We start from the raw sequence: 18,638 nt of genomic DNA, 5'->3' as shown, positions 1-18,638 counted from the left end.
AGGACAGCCCCTAAATTTTAGCCAATTTATCCAAATTGCCCAATAAAATTGCTTTTATATTATAACGGTTTTTGAAGTTTGGTTTATTGTAATTTTGTAGCCGTGCGTTTGCGTGGTTTTGGTTTGTGCGTGGATTTTGTGCTATGATAAGCGATGTTTGGGCGGTGCTTCGGCAATAAATGAAACTTGCCCAAAAATAACGACAAACAATAACCGACAAAACTGGAGAAACCCATGCAAAATCAGCAGGATAATGCACTTTTAAACTGTGAAATCGTGGAGCATAACCCAACAGGCGCAAAGATTGACAAGGCGGTGATTTGGCTGCATGGCTTGGGCGCAAGCGGGCATGATTTTGTGCCTGTGGTGCCTGAGCTTGAGCTTGGCGATTTGGCGGTGCGTTTTGTGTTTCCACACGCACCAAAAATTCCTGTTACCATCAATGGCGGCTACATCATGCCTGCGTGGTATGACATCTTAGAAATGACGCTTGATCGCAAGGTGGACGTGGCGCACATCGCCAAATCCAGCGAGCAAATCAATGCGCTGATTGATGCGCAAATCGCACAAGGCGTGCCAAGCGAAAACATCATCATCGCAGGCTTTTCCCAAGGCGGTGCGGTGGCGTATCACACGGTGCTGACGAACACAAGAAAGCTGGCTGGCTTGTTGGCACTGTCTACTTATTTTGCCACGGCTGGTGAGATTGCGCAGGCGAAAAATACGAAAATTGCCGTGAAAATTGACCATGGCGACTATGATGACATCGTGCCGTGCGTGCTGGGCAAACGCGCCAAACAGACGCTTACCGAGCTTGGTTTTGCACCAGAATTTAGCACTTATCCAATGGCGCATCAAGTGTGTTTGCAGCAAATCAAATCCATCGGTGCGTGGATTAAAACGGTGTATGGCGCTTAAGATTTGTGATAAGTGCTTGTTTTTGCGTAGAAATTTAGTGCGCACATTTAAGTGTATAAATTAGCGCAAAAATTTACCATGTATTAAAAAGTGCGCCGCTTGCTTGGCGACTTGTCCATCGGTGAGTATACCTGTGTGAGTGATAGGCAAGATGATGTAATCGGCGGCATTATCAAGCGTGGTTTCGCTAAGCAGCACCGTGCCATCGTGGGCGGTGCTGTTTTGCTTGGCGGTTTGTTGGTTGCTCGCTTGCTGGCTGCTGGTTTGTTGATTGGTGCGATGGTGCAGCCATAAGAGCGGCAAGCCCAAACCCAAAGGGCGATTGCCTGCGATGATGCCCAGCGGTACGCCATCACGCCAAGCTGGGCAGTTGCCATCCAGCGCACCAAGATAAGACTTGCCAATCACAGGCGGCAGGATTTTACGTGTCAGGCGTGCGCACACACTGCCAGCGTGCGGTGTGCCAAGCGTTACGGCACGGTGAATTTGCCACTGTGGATAATCGTGCGCAAACTGACGCATGACCAAGCCGCCAAGACTATGCCCAACCAAGTTAATCGGGTGCTTGGGCGTGTGGTGCTGTGTAAGCCAAGCGTGCAGCGTGGCGGCGTGCGTGCTGATTGGCTCAGCAAGGCTGCGGTAGCGATGGCAATGTGTGCGAAAACCAAATTTGCCAAGCCGCTTCGCCAAAGGGCGCATGATCCAGTCGTTTTGATGTAAGCCATGTACTAAAATGGTGAGCGGCTGAGCTTGGTTTTGAGTGCTTGTCATAAAGGCGGCTGATTTGAGTAGTGGGTAGATAAAACAAAGCCCAGCTAAAACTGGGCTTGGTGTATGCTTTGTGTGCGCCAACTGTGCGATGAGCAATCAGTTTTTGCCACGATAAGTGATGCGACCCTTGCCAAGATCATAAGGGGTCATCTCAACTTTCACACGGTCGCCAGTCAAAATGCGAATGTAGTGCTTGCGCATTTTGCCAGAAATGTGGGCGATGATTTCATGCCCATTGTCTAGGCGTACTTTAAATAGGGTGTTTGGTAGCGTGTCAATCACTTCGCCTTCAAACTCAATGATGTCGTCTTTTTTTGCCATAAGTCGTTGTAAATTACATGGGTGGAAAATAAGGATTGCTATTATAGCTTAAATTTTGGTGAAAAGCTATGATTTATTGTGCGAATTTATGCGTTGCTTGTTTGTCGGATTTGAAAATTAACGTGAAATTCGTGCGTTTATTCCAAAATCCCCAGCCATAGCGGTGTCAAGGGCGCGTCTGGCAGCAGCGATTGAAAACGCTCTGGATAGTAGGCGTTGATAAAGTACAAACCATCTGCGCTGGCGGTGGGCGGTGCAAGCGAACGGTCTTTGGCGTGCATGATGGCAAGCAACTCGTCCTTATTCAGCTCACCTTGACCGACAGCAAACAGCGCGCCCATCAGGTTTCGCACCATGTGGTGTAAAAATCCGTCCGCCTGAATATCCAGCACCAAATACGCACCGTGCATGAACAAGTCTGCGTGGCTGACCGTGCGCACAGGCTGATTGGATTGGCAAGCGGCAGCACGAAAACTGCTAAAATCATGCGTACCGACAAACAGCTTGGCAGCGTCTATCATGGCGGCAACATCAAGGCTGGCATAATGGTGCGTTACTTGATGGCGCAAGAGCGCAGGGCGGTAGGGCTGATTGAGCGTGATGTAGCGATAGCGTCTGGCGATTGCACTAAAACGCGCGTGAAAATCGCTGGGCATGGGCGTAATCCAGCGCAAGGCGACATCGTCTGGCAGCAGCGTATTTGCGCCACGCATCCAGCTGTGAATGCTGCGCTTGGCAGTGGTGGTAAAATGCGCAATCATATTACCCGCATGAACGCCAGCGTCCGTGCGCCCAGCGGCAATCAGCTCGATGGGTTCGTTGGCGATTTTAGATAAAGCATTTTCCAGCACGGCTTGCACGCCCACGACTTCTTCTTGGCGTTGCCAGCCACGATAGCGTGTGCCGATGAACTCAATGCCTACCGCATAAGTTTGTGCGCCATCACTCATAAGCCGCTCCGCTGGTTGCGCTTTTTGCTGTGCTTTGCTCGTCTGGCTTGGCAAGCGGACTTAGCGCGATGGGTAAGCTGTTGATGAGTTGCCACAGCACTTGCCCAAAAATGCCAGCAATGCTCAAATCCTGCCCAGCCAACACGCCATGCTGATATTGCCAGCTGCCTGCTGCGTAGTTGCTGTTGACGCCGCCAAAAGCGCACTGGGTGGTGCAAATCACCGTAATGCCGTCTTCATGCAGCTTATCAAGCACTTGGATTAGGCGTGGCGATTGGGGTAAGTTGCCCGCACCAAAAGCAGCAATGATGACGGCTTTGGTATTGTTATCCAGCGTTTCAAGTTCGTGCGCCAAAATGTCTGCGCCCATCGGCAGCGCAAAAACCATTTGAATCACGTTTTGTTTGGCAAGGCTGCGCAGTTGCTCGAGTGCACTTATGCGCTCGGCTTGCCAAGACGCACTGTGAAATTCGCCAGTGGTTTTGGGTGCTTGGCTTGGGGTGAGTGGCATGCCAGCAAACGCGTCAAAAACTTGGCTGTCAATTTTTTGGGTGCTTTTTGCCAGTAAGGTTTTATTGGCAAATTGCACAAACACGCCAGAGATTGCCGCCTGCGCCACAGCGATTGCGCCAGAGATGTTCGCCCACGCATCGCTTTGTTCGTTGATTTGCAGCTCCACTTCATCAGCGATGAGCAGCGGCTGCATACTGCCTGTGATGATGAGTGTGATGTCGTGGCAATCGGCAAACGCTGCCGCCATAAACGCTGCCAAATAGCTTAGGCTGTCTGTGCCTGTGATGATGACAAAGCGTCTTGCGCCTGTTTGATAGGCGGTGAGCAGCGTCTCATAAAGCGCCACAAAATCGCTGGGCGTGAGTGCGCTGCTGTCTTTGATGATGTCGTTGGGCAAGATGTGCGTGCTGATGTGGGCAAGGCGTGCGGCAAGCTCGCTTTGTAAGACGGGCAAAAACACGTCGGCAGGCAGTGGCGATAAAGGCGTGCCGTGGCTGCCGAACGTGCCACCAACATAAATTAAGTGCGTGGTTTGAGGTGTGTGCATGATTGACACTCTTAAAATGACGCTTGTGAGTTTGTGATTGCTTGAGCTGGGTACTTTGCCATGCGTTTATTATAGTGTGTTTTGTGAAAATTGCCAAAAGTTACCATCATCAAAGCCAAACTTTTTAGCCAGTTTTTAGCCAGACTTTTTATAAACAAACCGACAATTTATCAAGACAACAAATCGCCAAAACAACAATTTACCAAAATTCAAAAAAACTTTGAAAGTTCGCCAAAACCAAAAAAAACAAGCAAAATCAAACGACTAGTTGCGCAAAAACACGCCCATGAAGAGCGTGTTTTGTCGGTAAAATCAGCTTAGATACGACCTTGTAGAATCGCCAGCATACGGCGCAGTGGCTCAGCCGCGCCCCACAAAAGCTGATCGCCCACGGTGAATGCTGTCAGATATTCACCGCCCATGTTCATCTTGCGCAGACGACCAACGGCTACGTTCAGCGTGCCTGTTACAGCCACTGGCGTTAGGCGCGCCATGCTTTCTGGCTTGTCATTTGGCACAACGTCCAGCCAAGGATTGTCGCTGTCTTTAAGTGCTTGTTCAATCTCGACAAGTGGAATGTCTTTTTTAAGCTTGATGGTCAAGGCTTGGCTGTGGCAACGCATTGCGCCAATACGCACACAAATGCCGTCAATATTGATTAAATCTTGCTCGGTTTTGCCAAGAATTTTGTTGGTTTCGGCTTGACCTTTCCATTCTTCGCGTGATTGACCGTTGTCAAGCTGGCTGTCAATATAAGGAATCAGGCTGCCTGCCAAAGGTGCGCCAAAATATTGCGTTGGGAAGCTGTCAGAACGCTGGGTTTCAGCGATTTTACGGTCAATTTCTAGGATTGCTGATGCTGGATTGGCAAGCTCGTCCGCCACGCTGTCGCGCAGTGCGCCCATGCCGTTGATAAGCTCGCGCATATTGTTTGCGCCAGCGCCAGAAGCGGCTTGGTAGGTCATGGCAGATACCCATTCCACCCAATCACGGCGGAACAGCTCGCCAATCGCCATCAGCATTAGGCTGACGGTGCAGTTGCCACCAATGAAATCTTTTTTGCCATCAGCAAGCGCAGAATCAATCACGCTGCGGTTTGCAGGGTCTAAAATGATGATGGCGTCATCGTCCATGCGCAGGCTGCTGGCAGCGTCAATCCAGTAACCATTCCAGCCGTGCGCGCGCAGTTTTGGGTGTACTTCTTTGGTGTAATCACCGCCTTGACAGGTGATGATGGCATCACATTTGGCAAGCTCTGCGATGTCGTGTGCGTCTTTTAGTGTGCCTGCATCCACACCGAAATCAGGCGCTTGACCGCCTGCGTTGCTTGTTGAGAAAAATACAGGCGTAAAGTGCGCAAAATCGCCTTCTTCCACCATGCGTGCCATCAGTACCGAACCGACCATACCACGCCAGCCCACCAGACCCACAGTAGGGTTTGCCACCAAAGTTTGTGCCATCTAAACGTACCTTTTAATAAATTGCCGAACAAGACAAGAAATGCAAGTTTGTGATGAGTTTGCCAAAAGTTTGCTAAATTAAGCGGTGCGTAAACGTTTAGGGAAAGTGCGTTTGACGCTTCTTTTGTCTGTTGGTTTTATCCACCAGTTTTGTCCGCTGGCAAGCTCATCTTAAATCTTGCGTGGAATGTATAACTATGCACTGTTATGCACAAAAAATCAAGACTTTTTGCGACTATTTTTCACAATTTTTTGCCATAAAAACTGTGTATCACCAATCATTTGGCGTAAATATATGAAAAACCTTTAATTTTTGAGAAATTTTCATAACTTTTATTTATGATTGCTATTAACGATGTTTGTTTTGAGTAGGGGATTTGATGGGCGTTTGGTGAAATGATTGAGTTGGGCAAATGCTAAACCATACTTAAAAGGCTTGCACGAAGTACGATGTGCGTAAATTGTCTGTACAAGATGTCAGCCAAAACGTACAACCATTGGCGATTTTGGCGAATGTTTAATTTGATGGCTTGTGTTTATAATAAATCCATCACGGACGCAAGGGATTTTTATTGGCAAGGCTTGCCCACGGACGCAAAAGGTGCGCTTTGCACTTAACTTTACCCACGCCCAACTCATTAAGAGTTGGGTTATTTTTTTGGTAAAAGGTTTTTTAAAAATACAAACCAACTGGTCGGTTTTTGTGATTTATGGTGCGATGTTGGGTTGCACTTATGCCAACTCAACCTACGGCACACAAATCCCACCACGATTTTAAAATCTGCTTTGGAGAGCTGTTTGATGTGATTTTTCCGTTCGCCCTGAGCTTGTCAAAAGGTGGACCAATGAAAGGTTTTAACCTAAAAACCGTCAGGTTTAACAAGCTCACCACGAACAGTTTTTGGACGATTTTTGAATAGGCTGCTGGGTTGCGCTGCGCTGACCCAACCTTGTATCTTCATCAATTTAATCAATTCTGATTTTCAAACTCCGCTCAAAAACAACAACGCCACCAAAATCGGCAGCGTCATTGATAAATTTAGGCTTGTAAATCAAAGCAAAATCAGCCAAAAGCAGGCGTGCGGCGTGGTACGGCACTTAAAAATTCTGAGCGTACAGCGGCATTGCTGCTAAACTCGCCCAGCATACTCATGGTGCGTGTGGTCGATTGCTGCTTGCCCACGCCGCGCATCATCATGCACATATGGCTTGCGTCCATCACCACCGCCACGCCACGGCAGCCAGTCAGCTCGCTGATGGCTTCGGCAACTTGCTTGGTGAGATTTTCTTGGATTTGCAGGCGGCGCGCGTACATATCCACAATGCGAGCAACCTTAGACAGCCCAAGCACCTTGCCTTCTGGCAAATAACCAACGTGCGCCACGCCAAAAAACGGCAACAAATGATGTTCGCACAACGAATAAAATTCAATATTTTGCACCAGCACCAGCTCACCGTTATCCGATGGGAAAATGGCGTCATTTGCCACCACATCAAGCTGTTGATGGTAGCCGCGCGTCAGATAACCAAAGGCTTTGGCGGCACGCATGGGCGTATCAAGCAGTCCTTCTCGGCTCAAATCTTCGCCTGCGCCTGCGATGATGTCGGCATAATGCTGGGCGATGGCAGGATAATCAGGGGTGAAAGTGGTGTGATCAGAATTTGACATGGTTTAAATGATTGGAGTGAAATGAATATTATAAATTTATAAAGAAATACTGCAATAAAGATAAAATGAGTTTATCGGTAAACTTTCAAACCTTATAGCTTAGCGCAAAATCAGATTTTATCAAGTGTCAATTACGAAAATTTGCCAAAAAATCGCAAAATTTTGCCAAAAAACGTAAATTTAGGCGATGGCGCGCCAGATTTTGCCGCATTTGCGCGCAATTTTGAAAAAACGTGGCGCAATCTTGGGAAATTTGCTATAGTTTGCCAATGCGATTTAAGATGAAATTTAAGCATTTTTTATAAGTTTTATCATACAGTTATTTAAAATAAATTTATCAATATCAACGATTTGTTGGCAGGGCGTCATTTTTATTGGTGCTATACCACTTTAAAAAACAGCAAAAATGGGAAATTTTATGAAAAACAGCACTCATTCACACATTCAAGTCGGCATTGTGGGCGGTACGGGCTACACAGGCGTGGAGCTGATTCGTCTTTTAAGCAATCACCCCAATGCCAAAATCACGCTTTTGACATCACGCACCGAAGCGGGCAAGGCAGCAAGTGAGATTTTCCCAAGCCTACGCGGTGTGTGCGATGTGGCGTTTTCTGATGCAGACATTGAAGCACTTAAAAGCTGCGATGTGGTGTTTTTTGCCACTCCGCATGGCGTGGCGATGAAGGCGGCGCGTGAGCTTGTGGCGAGCGGCACGAAAGTGATTGATTTGGCAGCGGATTTTCGCTTGCAGGATTTGGCAGAGTTTGAAAAATGGTACGGCTTGGCGCACGAATGCCCAGACATTATGGCAAAGGCGGTGTATGGCTTGCCTGAAGTGAACCGTGCCGCCATCGCCAAGGCAGACGTGGTGGGCAATCCCGGCTGCTATCCGACCACGGCGATTTTGGGATTAAAACCTGTGATTGACAGCCAAAATACCCAAGACGAAGCGTTGATTGACAAGCGCATCATCATTGATGCCAAATCAGGCATTTCTGGAGCAGGGCGCAGCGCCAAGCTGAATCTGATTTTTTCTGAAAGTTCGGATAATTTTAGTGCTTATGGCGTGGCGGGTCATCGCCATTTGCCAGAGATTCGCCAAGGTGTTGAGACGCTGCTGCAGTCAAAATTTGCGCATCACATTCGTTTTGTGCCGCACCTTGTGCCGATGATTCGTGGTATGTACAGCACCATTCATTTAGGCTTGACGGACGCTGGGTGTGCGCTTGATTGGCAGGCGATTTTTGAAAAAGCGTATGCCGATGAGCAATTTGTGGACGTCTTGCCAAAGGGGCTTTTGCCAGAGACACGCATGAGCCGTGCGTCAAACTTTTTACGCATTGGCGTGCATCAAGACAACGATGAAGGTGTGCTGACGGTGATGGCGGTGCAGGATAATTTGGTGAAAGGTGCGGCAGGGCAAGCGGTGCAAAATATGAACGTGATGTTTGGGCTTGACGAAAAAGCAGGCTTAAACGTGGTGGCGGTCGTGCCTTAAATGGCTGGCGGTATTAAGTGGTAAGTTTTGCCAGCGGTTTTAAAAGTATCAAGCAACTTTTGGCAAGTGATTTTTAGAAAAACCATCAAAAAATTTGGAGTAAATCATGACAATGCAAACTTTTAACATTGACGGCATGACCTGCGGCGGCTGTGCCAAATCTGTGCAAAATGCCATCATGGGCGTGGCAGGCGTGCAAAGCGTGTCGGTGGATTTTGAAAGCGGCAGTGCGGTGGTTGTGGCGGATTTAAGCGTACAGGCGGCGATTCGTGAAGCCATTGAAGACGCTGGCTTTGATGTGGAGTGATTGGCATTGCTAAGACGAAGCCAAGACTAAGCCAAGACTAAGCCAAGGCTAAGCCAATCTTAAACGATAAAACAGTCATGCTCGGCGTGGCTGTTTTTTTATTTGGTTTTATTTGGCGTATGGTTTTGAGTATGGTGAATGTGTGGTTAAGCCTGTCAAAATGGCGCAGGCTGAGCCATCATCGCCAGCGCAAGCATCATGCCAAGTTTGTAGGGTTTGCACCATGTGTTTTAGTTCGTCAATGCGCACATTTAGTGCGTGAATGTGCTGAGCGGTGAGCGTTTTGACGGCTTTGCTGCTGCGATTTGGGTCGTCTTGTAAGGCGAGTAATTCTTTGATTTGCGCGAGCGAAAATCCCACTTGCCGTGCGTGTGCGATGAACGTCAGCCGTGCGATGTCGCCATCGTCATACAGTCGATAGCCGTGCGCTGTGCGTGCGATGTGTGGCAATAATCCGTGTTTTTCATAATCACGAATTTGCTTGGCGGAAAGCTGGGTTTGCGTGGCGATGTCTTTGATGGTGAGCATGATTGGGTGTTGGTTGGGTAGAATGTTGAAAAACGCTTGACTTTAACCATAGGTCAAGCTTTATCATACGCCTATGATAAATAGTGATGGGCGAATTGTCAAAAGGTGTTTAAAGTAAGCCGCAACACAAGGTTTTAATCATAACGCTTAAAATCATAATATTTCAATCATCATGTTTAAAATCACAATCTTTAAATCATTACGTTAAAATTGCAATACTAAAAAACCACAACGCCAAAAAACCACAACATTTAAACTCACGAGAAAAACCATGACCAACCTTGCTTCTGATAATTTTAAAAAGCAAACCCAGCTCCAAGAACACACCCAAGAAAGCAACTTTGCCATCAGCGGCATGAGCTGTGCGGCGTGTGCGGCACGCATTGAAAAGGTGCTGAATAAAAAAGCAGGCGTGGCAAGTGCGACAGTGAATTTCGCTGCCGAGACCGCCAAAGTGCGCCACGATGACAGCGTGAGCGATGAGCAAATCCGTGCGTGGATTGCCAAGGCGGGATTTGACGCCAAGCCATTGAGTGAAAAAAGCGTGGTGGCGGAGCATGATGAGCATGGCGGGCTGTGGCGGCTGGTTTTATTGTGGCTGCTGTCCGTGCCGTTTTGGGTGGGTATGCTTGGCATGATGGCGGGCAGCCATGCGCTGATGCCGCCGATTTGGCTGCAATTTGTGCTGGCAAGCATAGTGCAATTTGGCTTTGGCTGGGTGTTTTATAAAGGTGCGACGGCGTCGATTCGTGGCGGACTTGCCAATATGGACGTGCTGGTGGCGCTGGGGACGAGTGCGATTTGGGCGTACTCTACTTATGTTTGGCAACAAGGGGAGGCGCACGTTTATTTTGAAGCGTCTGTGATGGTGATTGCCTTTGTTAGCTTGGGTAAGTTTTTGGAAATGCGCACCAAAAAACACAGCCTAAATAGCTTAACGCTGCTTTTGGATTTGATTCCCAAGCACGCCAAAATCAAGCGTGATGGCGCATGGCAGGAAGTTTCGGTGGACAGCGTGCAAGCAGGCGATGTCTTGCTTGGGCGCACAGGCGACAGCGTGGCGGTAGACGGCGTGGTAACATTTGGCAGCGGTATGCTGGACGAAGCGCACTTGACGGGTGAAAGCCGTGTGCTGACAAAGTCTGTGGGCGATGTGGTGCTGGCTGGCAGTGTGATTAGCGATGGCAGTTTTGAATATCAAGCGCGCGCCACAGGGCAAGACACGGCATTGGCGGACGTGGTGTCTGCGCTGAATGAAGCTCAAGGCACCAAGGCAAACATCGCAAGGCTTGCCGATAAAGTGGCGGCGGTGTTTGTGCCTGCGGTGGTGGCGATTGCGCTTATCACTTTTGCGGTGAATTTTTGGTGGCTTGGGGCATTTGATGAAGCGTTATTGCGTGCGGTGGCGGTGCTGGTGATTGCTTGTCCTTGTGCTTTGGGGCTTGCCACGCCAGCTGCCATCATGGCTGGCATGGGGACGGCGGCGCGCCATGGCGTGCGTTTTAAGGACGCGCCCAGCCTAGAAGCGGCAGGGCATGTGGATACGATGGTATTTGACAAAACTGGCACGCTCACGCACGGCAAGCCACAAATCAGTGCGGTGCATTTATTTGCCGATGATTTGGCAAAGTCTGCTAATTTATCAAATTTCAACGAAACGCTGGCTTTGACACTGACCGCAAGTCTTGAGCAGCACGCAAGCCACCCACTTGCCAAGGCGTTCACCCAAGCGGCAAGCGAGCAAAACCTTGCGCTGTTTGAAGTTACGGATGTGCAAAGCGTGATTGGCAAGGGGCTAAGCGGCGTGATTGAGCCATTTGGGCTTATCAAGGTGGGCGTGCCAGAATTTGCCGATTTGCCAGATTTTGATGCGTATCTCGGCAATGAAGCGTTCGCACAGCCGCAGTGGCGTTTTGCCAGCCTTGTGGCATTATCCATCAATGGCAAGGCAGTGGCGGTGTATGCGCTGACCGACACCATCAAGCCTACCAGCGAGCGTGTGGTGTCAAAACTTAAAGAAGACGGCATTGAAGTGGTGATTTTAAGCGGTGATCATCAAGCGGTGGTGGACGATGTGGCGGGCAAACTTGGCATCAGCAAGGCTTTGGGCAGATTATCACCACGAGATAAAGCAGAATTTATCAGTCAGCTGCAAGCCGATGGCAGACAAGTGGCGATGACGGGCGATGGCGTGAATGATGCGCCTGCGATGGCAGCGGCAGCGGCAAGTTTTGCGGTGGGCGCAGGCTCTGATGTGGCAAGACACACCGCCAGCGCGGAGCTTGTGGGCGAATCCATCACGCACGCTTATTATGCCCAAAAAATCGCACGCCTGACCCTAAAAAACATCAAGCAAAACCTATTTTTCGCCTTTATTTATAACGCCATCGGCATTGTCGTGGCGGCGGTGGGTTTATTAAATCCGATGATTGCAGCGGCGGCGATGGCGGCAAGTTCCATTTCGGTGCTGAGCAATGCGCTGCGCCTAAAACGTGTGCGCTTGCAGTTGGATTAAGTAGCGTTTAAGGTGTGAAACGGTGTGTGAAATTTTGCGTAAATCGTGCGTAAAAACTTGAGCAAAAACTTGTACAAAACTTAAGCAAAACTTGGTTTTGGGCGGTTTTTGTGCCAATTTTGGTGATTTGGTGGAAAATTTTATGTAAAAAACTTACCAATAATCACAAAAAATTACGCAAATTTTGCCAAGATGTTTTATAATAACCGCCATTTTCGTTATTTGACAGATGGTTTTTTATGACAAAACGGTCATCTTATTCTCACGTTGCCCAAACTGGTGCGGTTGGGCAGATTTTGGTGCTGTTTTTGGCGGCATTGCTGTTTGCTTCGGTGGTCGTGGCGGTGGTTGGCTATAAAGTCGGCTATCGTCAAGGCGTCCACACCGCAAGCACAGCAGAAAGTGGCGAAGAATTTAGCGCCGCTGACGCCACGGCACTGCACGCTGAAAACGCACGCCTAAAAGAAGAAACCGCCAAAATTTCCCAAGAGCGAGACATCAGCATTGGTAATCTTGAGCAGCTGCGCCAAGATTATGAAGAATTGCAAACCACCAATTTACAGCTGACCCAAGTCAATGATTTGCTAAAATCATCGGTGGCAGAGCAAGGTGGCGTGGCGCTGAAAGTTTTGGGTGCGCAGATTGAAGCCTTGCCAGAAAACACCTTTGAATACCGCTTTGATGTGGCGATGCTTGATGTGTCTGGCAAATCGGTGCGCATGACGCCAAAGCTGACGCTGCTAAACGCCACGAGCATGGTGGAAATTCCGCTTGAGCCGTCCAGCTATCAGATTGATGGTGTGGCGAACATTCGTGGGCGTTTTATCATGCCAGAAGGTTTTACGCCACGTCAGATGAAACTTGAGCTGATTGCAGGCGAGCAAGAAGTGCAGCAGCTGTATAATTGGCAAGTGGGCAAGGTCATCAGTGATGCGCCAAGTTCGCTGGCGGAAGCTGGTAAGACGGACAAGCGTCCAATCGCCACGAGCGACACCAAGAGCAAAAACTAAGCGCAAAACCCAAGCTGTGTTTGGTAAGTCAAACGCTTATTTTAAAAAGACAAAAATTTCGGTTTTTGTCTTTTTTGTTTGGGTGAAGTTTGGTTGGGGTGGGTTGTTTTGTAGGTTGGTGCGAACGTTGGGTTACGTTATCGCTAACTGGGCTTACAAACTTGCCATTTAAACCGATTCTAATTTGGATTAAATGACGATGCGTAAGTTGGATTGAGCTTGCAAAAACCCAATAAATTCAAGAATTTATTTTAAAAATGTTGGGTTGCGCTGCTGCTCACTGGGCTTGCGGTTTTTCTATTTGCTTGACTTACAACCATTTTGCCAACCCAATCTATAAACGCTGCATTGTGCTATAATGCCAAAAACAAGAAAAATCAAACGCTTGCCTTGAAATTATGCGCTCATCAAACCATAAAGATGTGTGTGATTACACCAATCGTGAGCCGTACGATGACGGTCAAGCCGTTTAACTTGCGATGACAATCACCGTCAATTTTCCTAAAACCCACCACAAACACGCTAAAAACACGCCAAAATACAGGTAAAAAACTTATGCACGCCCAAAAATTTGACGCATCACTTCGCGCACCAATTTACGCACCAATTCACTCGCCAAGCTGTACACACTTTGCCGATGTGCAAAACCATCATGCGCAAATCCAGCACACACAAGCACGGCTTGATGATGAAACGGAAACGGACGTGGCGCTTGACGTGGCGGACGAAGTGGCACTTGATGAACCTGCCAAATATGCGGTGATTTTGCACAATGACGATTACACGACCATGGATTTTGTCGTGGCGGTGTTGATGCAGGTGTTTGGGCATGATTTGGATAAGGCGGTGGCGCTTATGTATCAGGTGCATGAGCAGGGCAGTGCGGTCGCTGCGGTGTACGTCAAGGAAATTGCCGAGACCAAGGCTGCGCAAGTGGTGCAGCTTGCCGAGAATGCGCAATATCCGCTGTTGGCGACCATCGAGCCTGCGCTGTGATGTGAATTGGCAAGAGAATTGATTGGCTGGATTATTTGGAAAATTTGCCATAAAACTTGTCAATGAAACTTGCCAAGTTCAAACAGCCATCAGGCTAAAAAAGTTATAACCAAAACAACAAAAATCATTTAAAAACTTAAAAATCAAAAACTTAGGAAAAACCATGTTTACCCCAGAATTTGAACGTGTACACCACGCCATTGAAAATTACGCCAAAAAACACCGCCACGAATACATGACGGTGGAGCATTTGTTGCTTGGTCTTTTGGACGATGGGCGCACGCAAGAGCTGCTCATTGATTGCGGTGCGGACATCGCCCAGCTGTCTGATGAAATTAAGGCGTATTTGGCGGATTTTGTGCCAAAACTTGCCGATGACGCCGCCAAACCCACCGCCACCAAAGGCTTTGGGCGTGTGATTCAGCGGGCGATTTGGCATGTGCAATCCAGCGGCAGCAATCGGCTGGTGGACGGCGTGGACGTGCTGGTGGCGATTTTTAAAGAGCGGGACAGTCAGGCGGCGCATTTGTTGCAAGCGCAAAACATCAGCACGCTGCGTGTCATGCGCTATTTGTCGCACGGCAATTCTGATAAGTTAAAGCAAGCATCCGAGCAAGACAGCGCAGATGGCGACAGCGCCCAAAAGCCGAAACGCACGCGCGAGAAAAAAAGCGCGCTGGCTTCATACACCGCCAATTTAAACGAGCGTGCCAAAGCTGGGCGCATTGACCCTTTGATTGGTAGACAGGCTGAGATTGAGCGCACCGCTCAGATTTTATGCCGCCGCCGCAAGAACAATCCGCTTTTGGTGGGCGACCCCGGTGTGGGTAAAACCGCCATCGCAGAAGGTTTGGCGTGGCTGATTGAGACAGGCAAAGCACCTAAGCCGCTTGCAGACTGCGTGATTCATGCGCTGGATTTGGCAGCTTTGATTGCAGGGACGAAATTTCGTGGCGACTTTGAAAACCGCATGAAAGAGCTTTTGGGTGAGCTAAAAGACAAGCCAAACGTGATTTTATTCATTGATGAAATCCACAGCATGATTGGCGCAGGCAGCAGCATGAACAGCCACGTTGATGTGTCAAATCTTATCAAACCTGCGCTTGCCAACGGTGAGCTGCGCTGCATTGGCTCAACCACTTTTATAGAATATCGCCAAATTTTTGAAAAAGACCATGCGCTGTCCAGACGCTTTCAAAAAATTGACATCAATGAGCCGAGCATTGATGATACGATTGCGATTTTGCAAGGTTTAAAAGAGCATTATGAAACTTTCCACCAAGTGCGCTACAGCGATGAAGCCATCAGCGCGGCGGTAGAATTGTCCGCGCGCTACATTCATGAGCGTTTTTTGCCAGACAAGGCGATTGACGTGCTTGATGAAGCAGGGGCAAATTTGCGTCTAAGTCTGGGTATGCTTGAGCCGAGTTCTGATGAGTTAAATTCCGACAAGTCAAATTCTGACAAGTCAAATTCTGATAAAGTAAATTCTGACAAGTCAAACGCTGACGCACAAACCCAGCCAGCCGATGAGCAATCAGCCGACAATCAACCGACCGACAATAAACCAACAAACGAAAAAACCGACTTGCCTGTGGTGGATTTGGCGCAGATTGAAAATGTGGTGGCAAAAATCGCACGCATTCCGCCAAAGACCGTTTCTAGTGATGATGTGGCGGCACTACAAAACCTTGAGCGTGATTTAAAACGTGTGGTTTTTGGGCAAGACACCGCCATCAGTACGCTGGCAGGTGCGATTAAACTTGCGCGCGCAGGACTAAAACCTGCCGACAAGCCCATCGGTGCGTTTATGTTTGCGGGGCCGACTGGCGTGGGCAAGACCGAAGTGTGTAAGCAGCTTGCCTTTACGCTGGGGCTGGAATTTGTGCGCTTTGATATGAGCGAGTACATGGAAGCGCACACTGCATCACGGCTGATTGGTGCGCCGCCGGGCTATGTGGGCTATGACCAAGGCGGACTTTTGACCGAAAAAATCAGCCAATTTCCGCATTGTGTGCTGCTGCTTGATGAGATAGAAAAAGCGCACCCAGATGTGTTTAATTTGCTGCTGCAAGTCATGGATCACGGCACGCTGACGGATAATAATGGGCGCAGCGTGTCTTTTAAGCAGGTGATTTTGGTGATGACGACCAATGTCGGCGCAGAAAGTATCAGCCGTGCGTCCATGGGCTTTACCCACCAAGACCACACAAGCGACACCACCGAAGCGATGAAGCGTGCCTTTACGCCAGAGTTTCGTAATCGCTTGGATGCGGTGGTGAATTTTGCGCCGCTTGACCCTGCGGTGATTGGCTCGGTGGTGGATAAATTCATCGTGGAGCTGCAATCTTTGCTGGCGGATAAAAACGTGGTGCTGACGGTGAGTGCGGCAGTGCGTGAGTATTTGGGTGAAAAAGGCTATGACCGTTTGATGGGCGCGCGCCCAATGGCAAGATTGATTCAAGATGAGCTTAAAAAACCGCTTGCCGAGCTGATTTTATTTGGTGAGCTGGCAGGTGGCGGTGAAGTGCTGGCAGTGCTTGATGATGAAAATGAGCAAGCAGAACTTGACGCAGCGAGTAAACCTGCCGATAAAGACGCACACACGCACGACAAATCCCCAAAAATTTGCTTTAATGTGGTAAAATCTGCGTAAAAGCGTATTTTGTTGGTTTAAAACTTTAAATTTAAAATTTGGGTTTTTAAACCCGAGTTTGAAATTCGGCTTTTAAACTTTGGCTTTTAAACTCGGATTAAAAACTTGATGTGAAATTCGGTTTGCAATTTGGGTTTTGAAATTGACTTTTAGCCCAAATTTTAGCTTAAGTTTTAACCCAACTTTGGCTTAATTTTTAAAATTACTTTTCAACACAACCTTAACAAGCGGCATTGGCACGACCAATGCGTTATCTACAGCAGGTGAGATTATGGCACAGATTTTAGACGGCAGAGCATTGGCAAAATCGGTAGAAGGCGAGCTGTCAGCACGCGTGGCAGCCTTGAAAGAAAAAACAGGACGCACGCCAATTCTTGCGACCATCTTGGTGGGCGATGACCCAGCCAGCGCAACCTATGTACGCATGAAAGGCAATGCCTGTAAGCGTGTGGGCATGGACAGCATTCGTGTGGAAATGCCAGAAGCGACCACCACCGAAGAGCTGCTTGCCAAGATTGACGAGCTAAACGCCAACCCTGACGTACACGGCATTTTGCTGCAGCACCCAGTGCCAGCGCAGATTGATGAGCGTGCGTGCTTTGACCGCATCGCCTTAGAAAAAGACGTGGACGGTGTAACTTGCCTAGGCTTTGGGCGCATGGCGATGGGCGAGCCTGCTTATGGTTCTTGCACGCCGCAGGGCATCATGCACCTGCTAAATCACTACAACGTAGAACTTGCTGGCAAGCACGCCGTGGTGGTGGGGCGCAGTGCAATCCTTGGTAAGCCAATGGCGGCAATGCTGCTAAACGCCAACTGCACCGTAACCATCTGTCATTCTAAGACGCAAAACCTAGCCGAGCATATCCGCCAAGCGGACATCGTGGTGGGTGCGGTGGGCGTGCCTGAGCTGATTAAAAAAGACTGGATTAAAAAAGGCGCAATCGTGGTGGACGCAGGCTTTCATCCGACAGAAACTGGCGGCTGCGGCGACATTGAGCTGGCTGGCATGGAAGACGTGGCTGCGGCATTCACGCCAGTACCGGGCGGCGTAGGCCCAATGACCATCAACACCCTAATCCGCCAGACGGTAGAAGCTGCCGAGCGTGAAGCGGGGATTTGATTGTAGGTTTGGATTAAATAACGGTCTGTAAATTGGGCTAACAAATTGACGGTCGGTAAGTTGGGCTGAGCGAAGAAAACCCAACTTACGATTTGTCGCTAACCTAATCTGCAAATTTGTGAATTAGCATGGTTTTTTCCGTTCGCCCTGAGCTTGTCGAAGGGTCGAACTGGTGAAGGCTTGAACTTAAAACCGCTAGGTTTAACAAGCTCACCACGAACGGTTTTTTGGGGTTTGTCGTTTGGAATTTTGGGTTACGCTATCGCTAAGCCAACCTACAATCCACAACCTTCAACCCACTACAAAGCAAATTTATTTGTAAAATTTCATTCATCATTGATAAGGAAAATCTTATGAAACGTATTTTATCTGCTGTGCTATTATCCGCTGTATGTGCTATGCCTGCGATGGCGAATGACGTATTCAACCTTTCCTATGAAGAATATCAGCGAGTATTTTCTTTGACGCATGCAAAAGCGAAAAGTGGTAATGCTATAGATCAACTTGCTCTTGCTTATATGTATGCTCAAGGCAATGGCGTACGCCAAGACTATGCCAAAGCTGTGGAATGGTTTACCAAAGCCGCCAATCAAGGCTATGCAGATGCGCAAAATAATCTTGGTTTGATGTATGACAAAGGCAATGGCGTACGCCAAGACTATGCCAAAGCTGTGGAATGGTTTACCAAAGCTGCCAATCAAGGCTATGCAGTAGCACAATACAATCTTGGTGTGATGTATGCTCAAGGCAATGGCGTACGCCAAGATTATGCTAAAGCTGTGGAGTGGTACACCAAAGCTGCTAATCAAGGGCTGGTAAATGCGCAATATAATCTTGGGGGCTGTACTAGATTAGC

At 48.5% G+C, this 18,638-nt stretch carries 16 protein-coding genes; 9 read left to right on the top strand and 7 right to left on the bottom strand.

Going from position 1 to position 18,638, the window contains the following annotated elements; all coding sequences use genetic code 11:
• Positions 1-234: 234 nt before the first annotated feature.
• A complete protein-coding gene (locus tag B0181_RS09450; protein ID WP_078277257.1) occupies positions 235-918 on the top strand; it encodes an alpha/beta hydrolase in 684 nt (227 codons plus the stop codon).
• Positions 919-978: 60 nt separating this feature from the next.
• Here the strand turns inward: B0181_RS09450 and B0181_RS09445 are convergent, their stop codons facing one another.
• The 6 genes from B0181_RS09445 to folE form a co-directional block, all read right to left on the bottom strand.
• On the bottom strand, positions 979-1,689 hold the full coding sequence (locus tag B0181_RS09445; protein ID WP_078277256.1) for an esterase/lipase family protein: 711 nt from the start codon (positions 1,687-1,689) through the stop codon (positions 979-981).
• Between the two features lie 96 nt (positions 1,690-1,785).
• Positions 1,786-2,010: a translation initiation factor IF-1 gene (gene infA, locus B0181_RS09440; protein ID WP_078277255.1), complete on the bottom strand. Its 225-nt coding sequence runs from the start codon at positions 2,008-2,010 to the stop codon at positions 1,786-1,788.
• A gap of 137 nt (positions 2,011-2,147) precedes the next feature.
• Positions 2,148-2,960 carry a tRNA pseudouridine(38-40) synthase TruA gene (gene truA, locus B0181_RS09435; protein ID WP_078277254.1) on the bottom strand — a complete coding sequence of 271 codons (813 nt, stop codon included), beginning with the start codon at positions 2,958-2,960 and terminating at the stop codon, positions 2,148-2,150.
• Positions 2,953-4,020: an asparaginase domain-containing protein gene (locus tag B0181_RS09430; RefSeq protein WP_078277253.1), complete on the bottom strand. Its 1,068-nt coding sequence runs from the start codon at positions 4,018-4,020 to the stop codon at positions 2,953-2,955. The genes truA and B0181_RS09430 overlap by 8 nt, the downstream gene beginning before the upstream one ends.
• Before the next feature lie 317 nt (positions 4,021-4,337).
• Entirely contained in the window at positions 4,338-5,480 is a 1,143-nt protein-coding gene (gene asd / locus B0181_RS09420) for an aspartate-semialdehyde dehydrogenase (RefSeq protein WP_078277251.1), read from the bottom strand.
• 1,063 nt (positions 5,481-6,543) lie between these two features.
• Positions 6,544-7,149, bottom strand: coding sequence for a GTP cyclohydrolase I FolE (folE, locus tag B0181_RS09415; protein WP_078277250.1), 606 nt, complete (start codon positions 7,147-7,149; stop codon positions 6,544-6,546).
• Between the two features lie 418 nt (positions 7,150-7,567).
• Between folE and argC the strand changes: the two genes are divergently transcribed.
• Together argC and B0181_RS09405 are read left to right on the top strand one after the other, a co-directional pair.
• The gene (gene argC / locus B0181_RS09410) at positions 7,568-8,647 is read left to right on the top strand and encodes an N-acetyl-gamma-glutamyl-phosphate reductase (RefSeq protein ID WP_078277249.1); all 1,080 of its coding nucleotides are present in this window, start codon (positions 7,568-7,570) and stop codon (positions 8,645-8,647) included.
• Between the two features lie 106 nt (positions 8,648-8,753).
• Positions 8,754-8,954, top strand: a complete 201-nt coding sequence (locus B0181_RS09405; protein WP_078277248.1) for a heavy-metal-associated domain-containing protein — start codon at positions 8,754-8,756, stop codon at positions 8,952-8,954.
• Positions 8,955-9,062: 108 nt separating this feature from the next.
• Here the strand turns inward: B0181_RS09405 and B0181_RS09400 are convergent, their stop codons facing one another.
• Positions 9,063-9,482, bottom strand: a complete 420-nt coding sequence (locus B0181_RS09400) for a MerR family DNA-binding protein (protein WP_078277247.1) — start codon at positions 9,480-9,482, stop codon at positions 9,063-9,065.
• Between the two features lie 271 nt (positions 9,483-9,753).
• Between B0181_RS09400 and B0181_RS09395 the strand changes: the two genes are divergently transcribed.
• From B0181_RS09395 to B0181_RS09370, 6 genes are all read left to right on the top strand, one after another.
• Positions 9,754-11,997 (top strand): heavy metal translocating P-type ATPase, encoded by a 2,244-nt coding sequence (locus B0181_RS09395; protein ID WP_078277246.1) that lies wholly within the window; start codon positions 9,754-9,756, stop codon positions 11,995-11,997.
• Between the two features lie 239 nt (positions 11,998-12,236).
• Positions 12,237-13,007: a hypothetical protein gene (locus B0181_RS09390; protein WP_078277245.1), complete on the top strand. Its 771-nt coding sequence runs from the start codon at positions 12,237-12,239 to the stop codon at positions 13,005-13,007.
• Positions 13,008-13,562: 555 nt separating this feature from the next.
• Entirely contained in the window at positions 13,563-14,003 is a 441-nt protein-coding gene (locus tag B0181_RS09385) for an ATP-dependent Clp protease adaptor ClpS (protein WP_078277244.1), read from the top strand.
• Between the two features lie 163 nt (positions 14,004-14,166).
• Positions 14,167-16,659 (top strand): ATP-dependent Clp protease ATP-binding subunit ClpA, encoded by a 2,493-nt coding sequence (clpA, locus tag B0181_RS09380; protein WP_078277243.1) that lies wholly within the window; start codon positions 14,167-14,169, stop codon positions 16,657-16,659.
• A gap of 271 nt (positions 16,660-16,930) precedes the next feature.
• Complete coding sequence (gene folD, locus B0181_RS09375) at positions 16,931-17,782, top strand: bifunctional methylenetetrahydrofolate dehydrogenase/methenyltetrahydrofolate cyclohydrolase FolD (protein ID WP_078277242.1); 852 nt, start codon at positions 16,931-16,933, stop codon at positions 17,780-17,782.
• A gap of 353 nt (positions 17,783-18,135) precedes the next feature.
• Positions 18,136-18,638: tetratricopeptide repeat protein (locus B0181_RS09370; protein ID WP_143821601.1), on the top strand; the 503-nt coding region annotated here is incomplete at its 3' end.

It is taken from the genome of Moraxella caviae, from assembly GCF_002014985.1.
Taxonomy (GTDB): domain Bacteria; phylum Pseudomonadota; class Gammaproteobacteria; order Pseudomonadales; family Moraxellaceae; genus Moraxella; species Moraxella caviae.
This window is presented reverse-complemented; position numbering and strand designations above follow the sequence as displayed.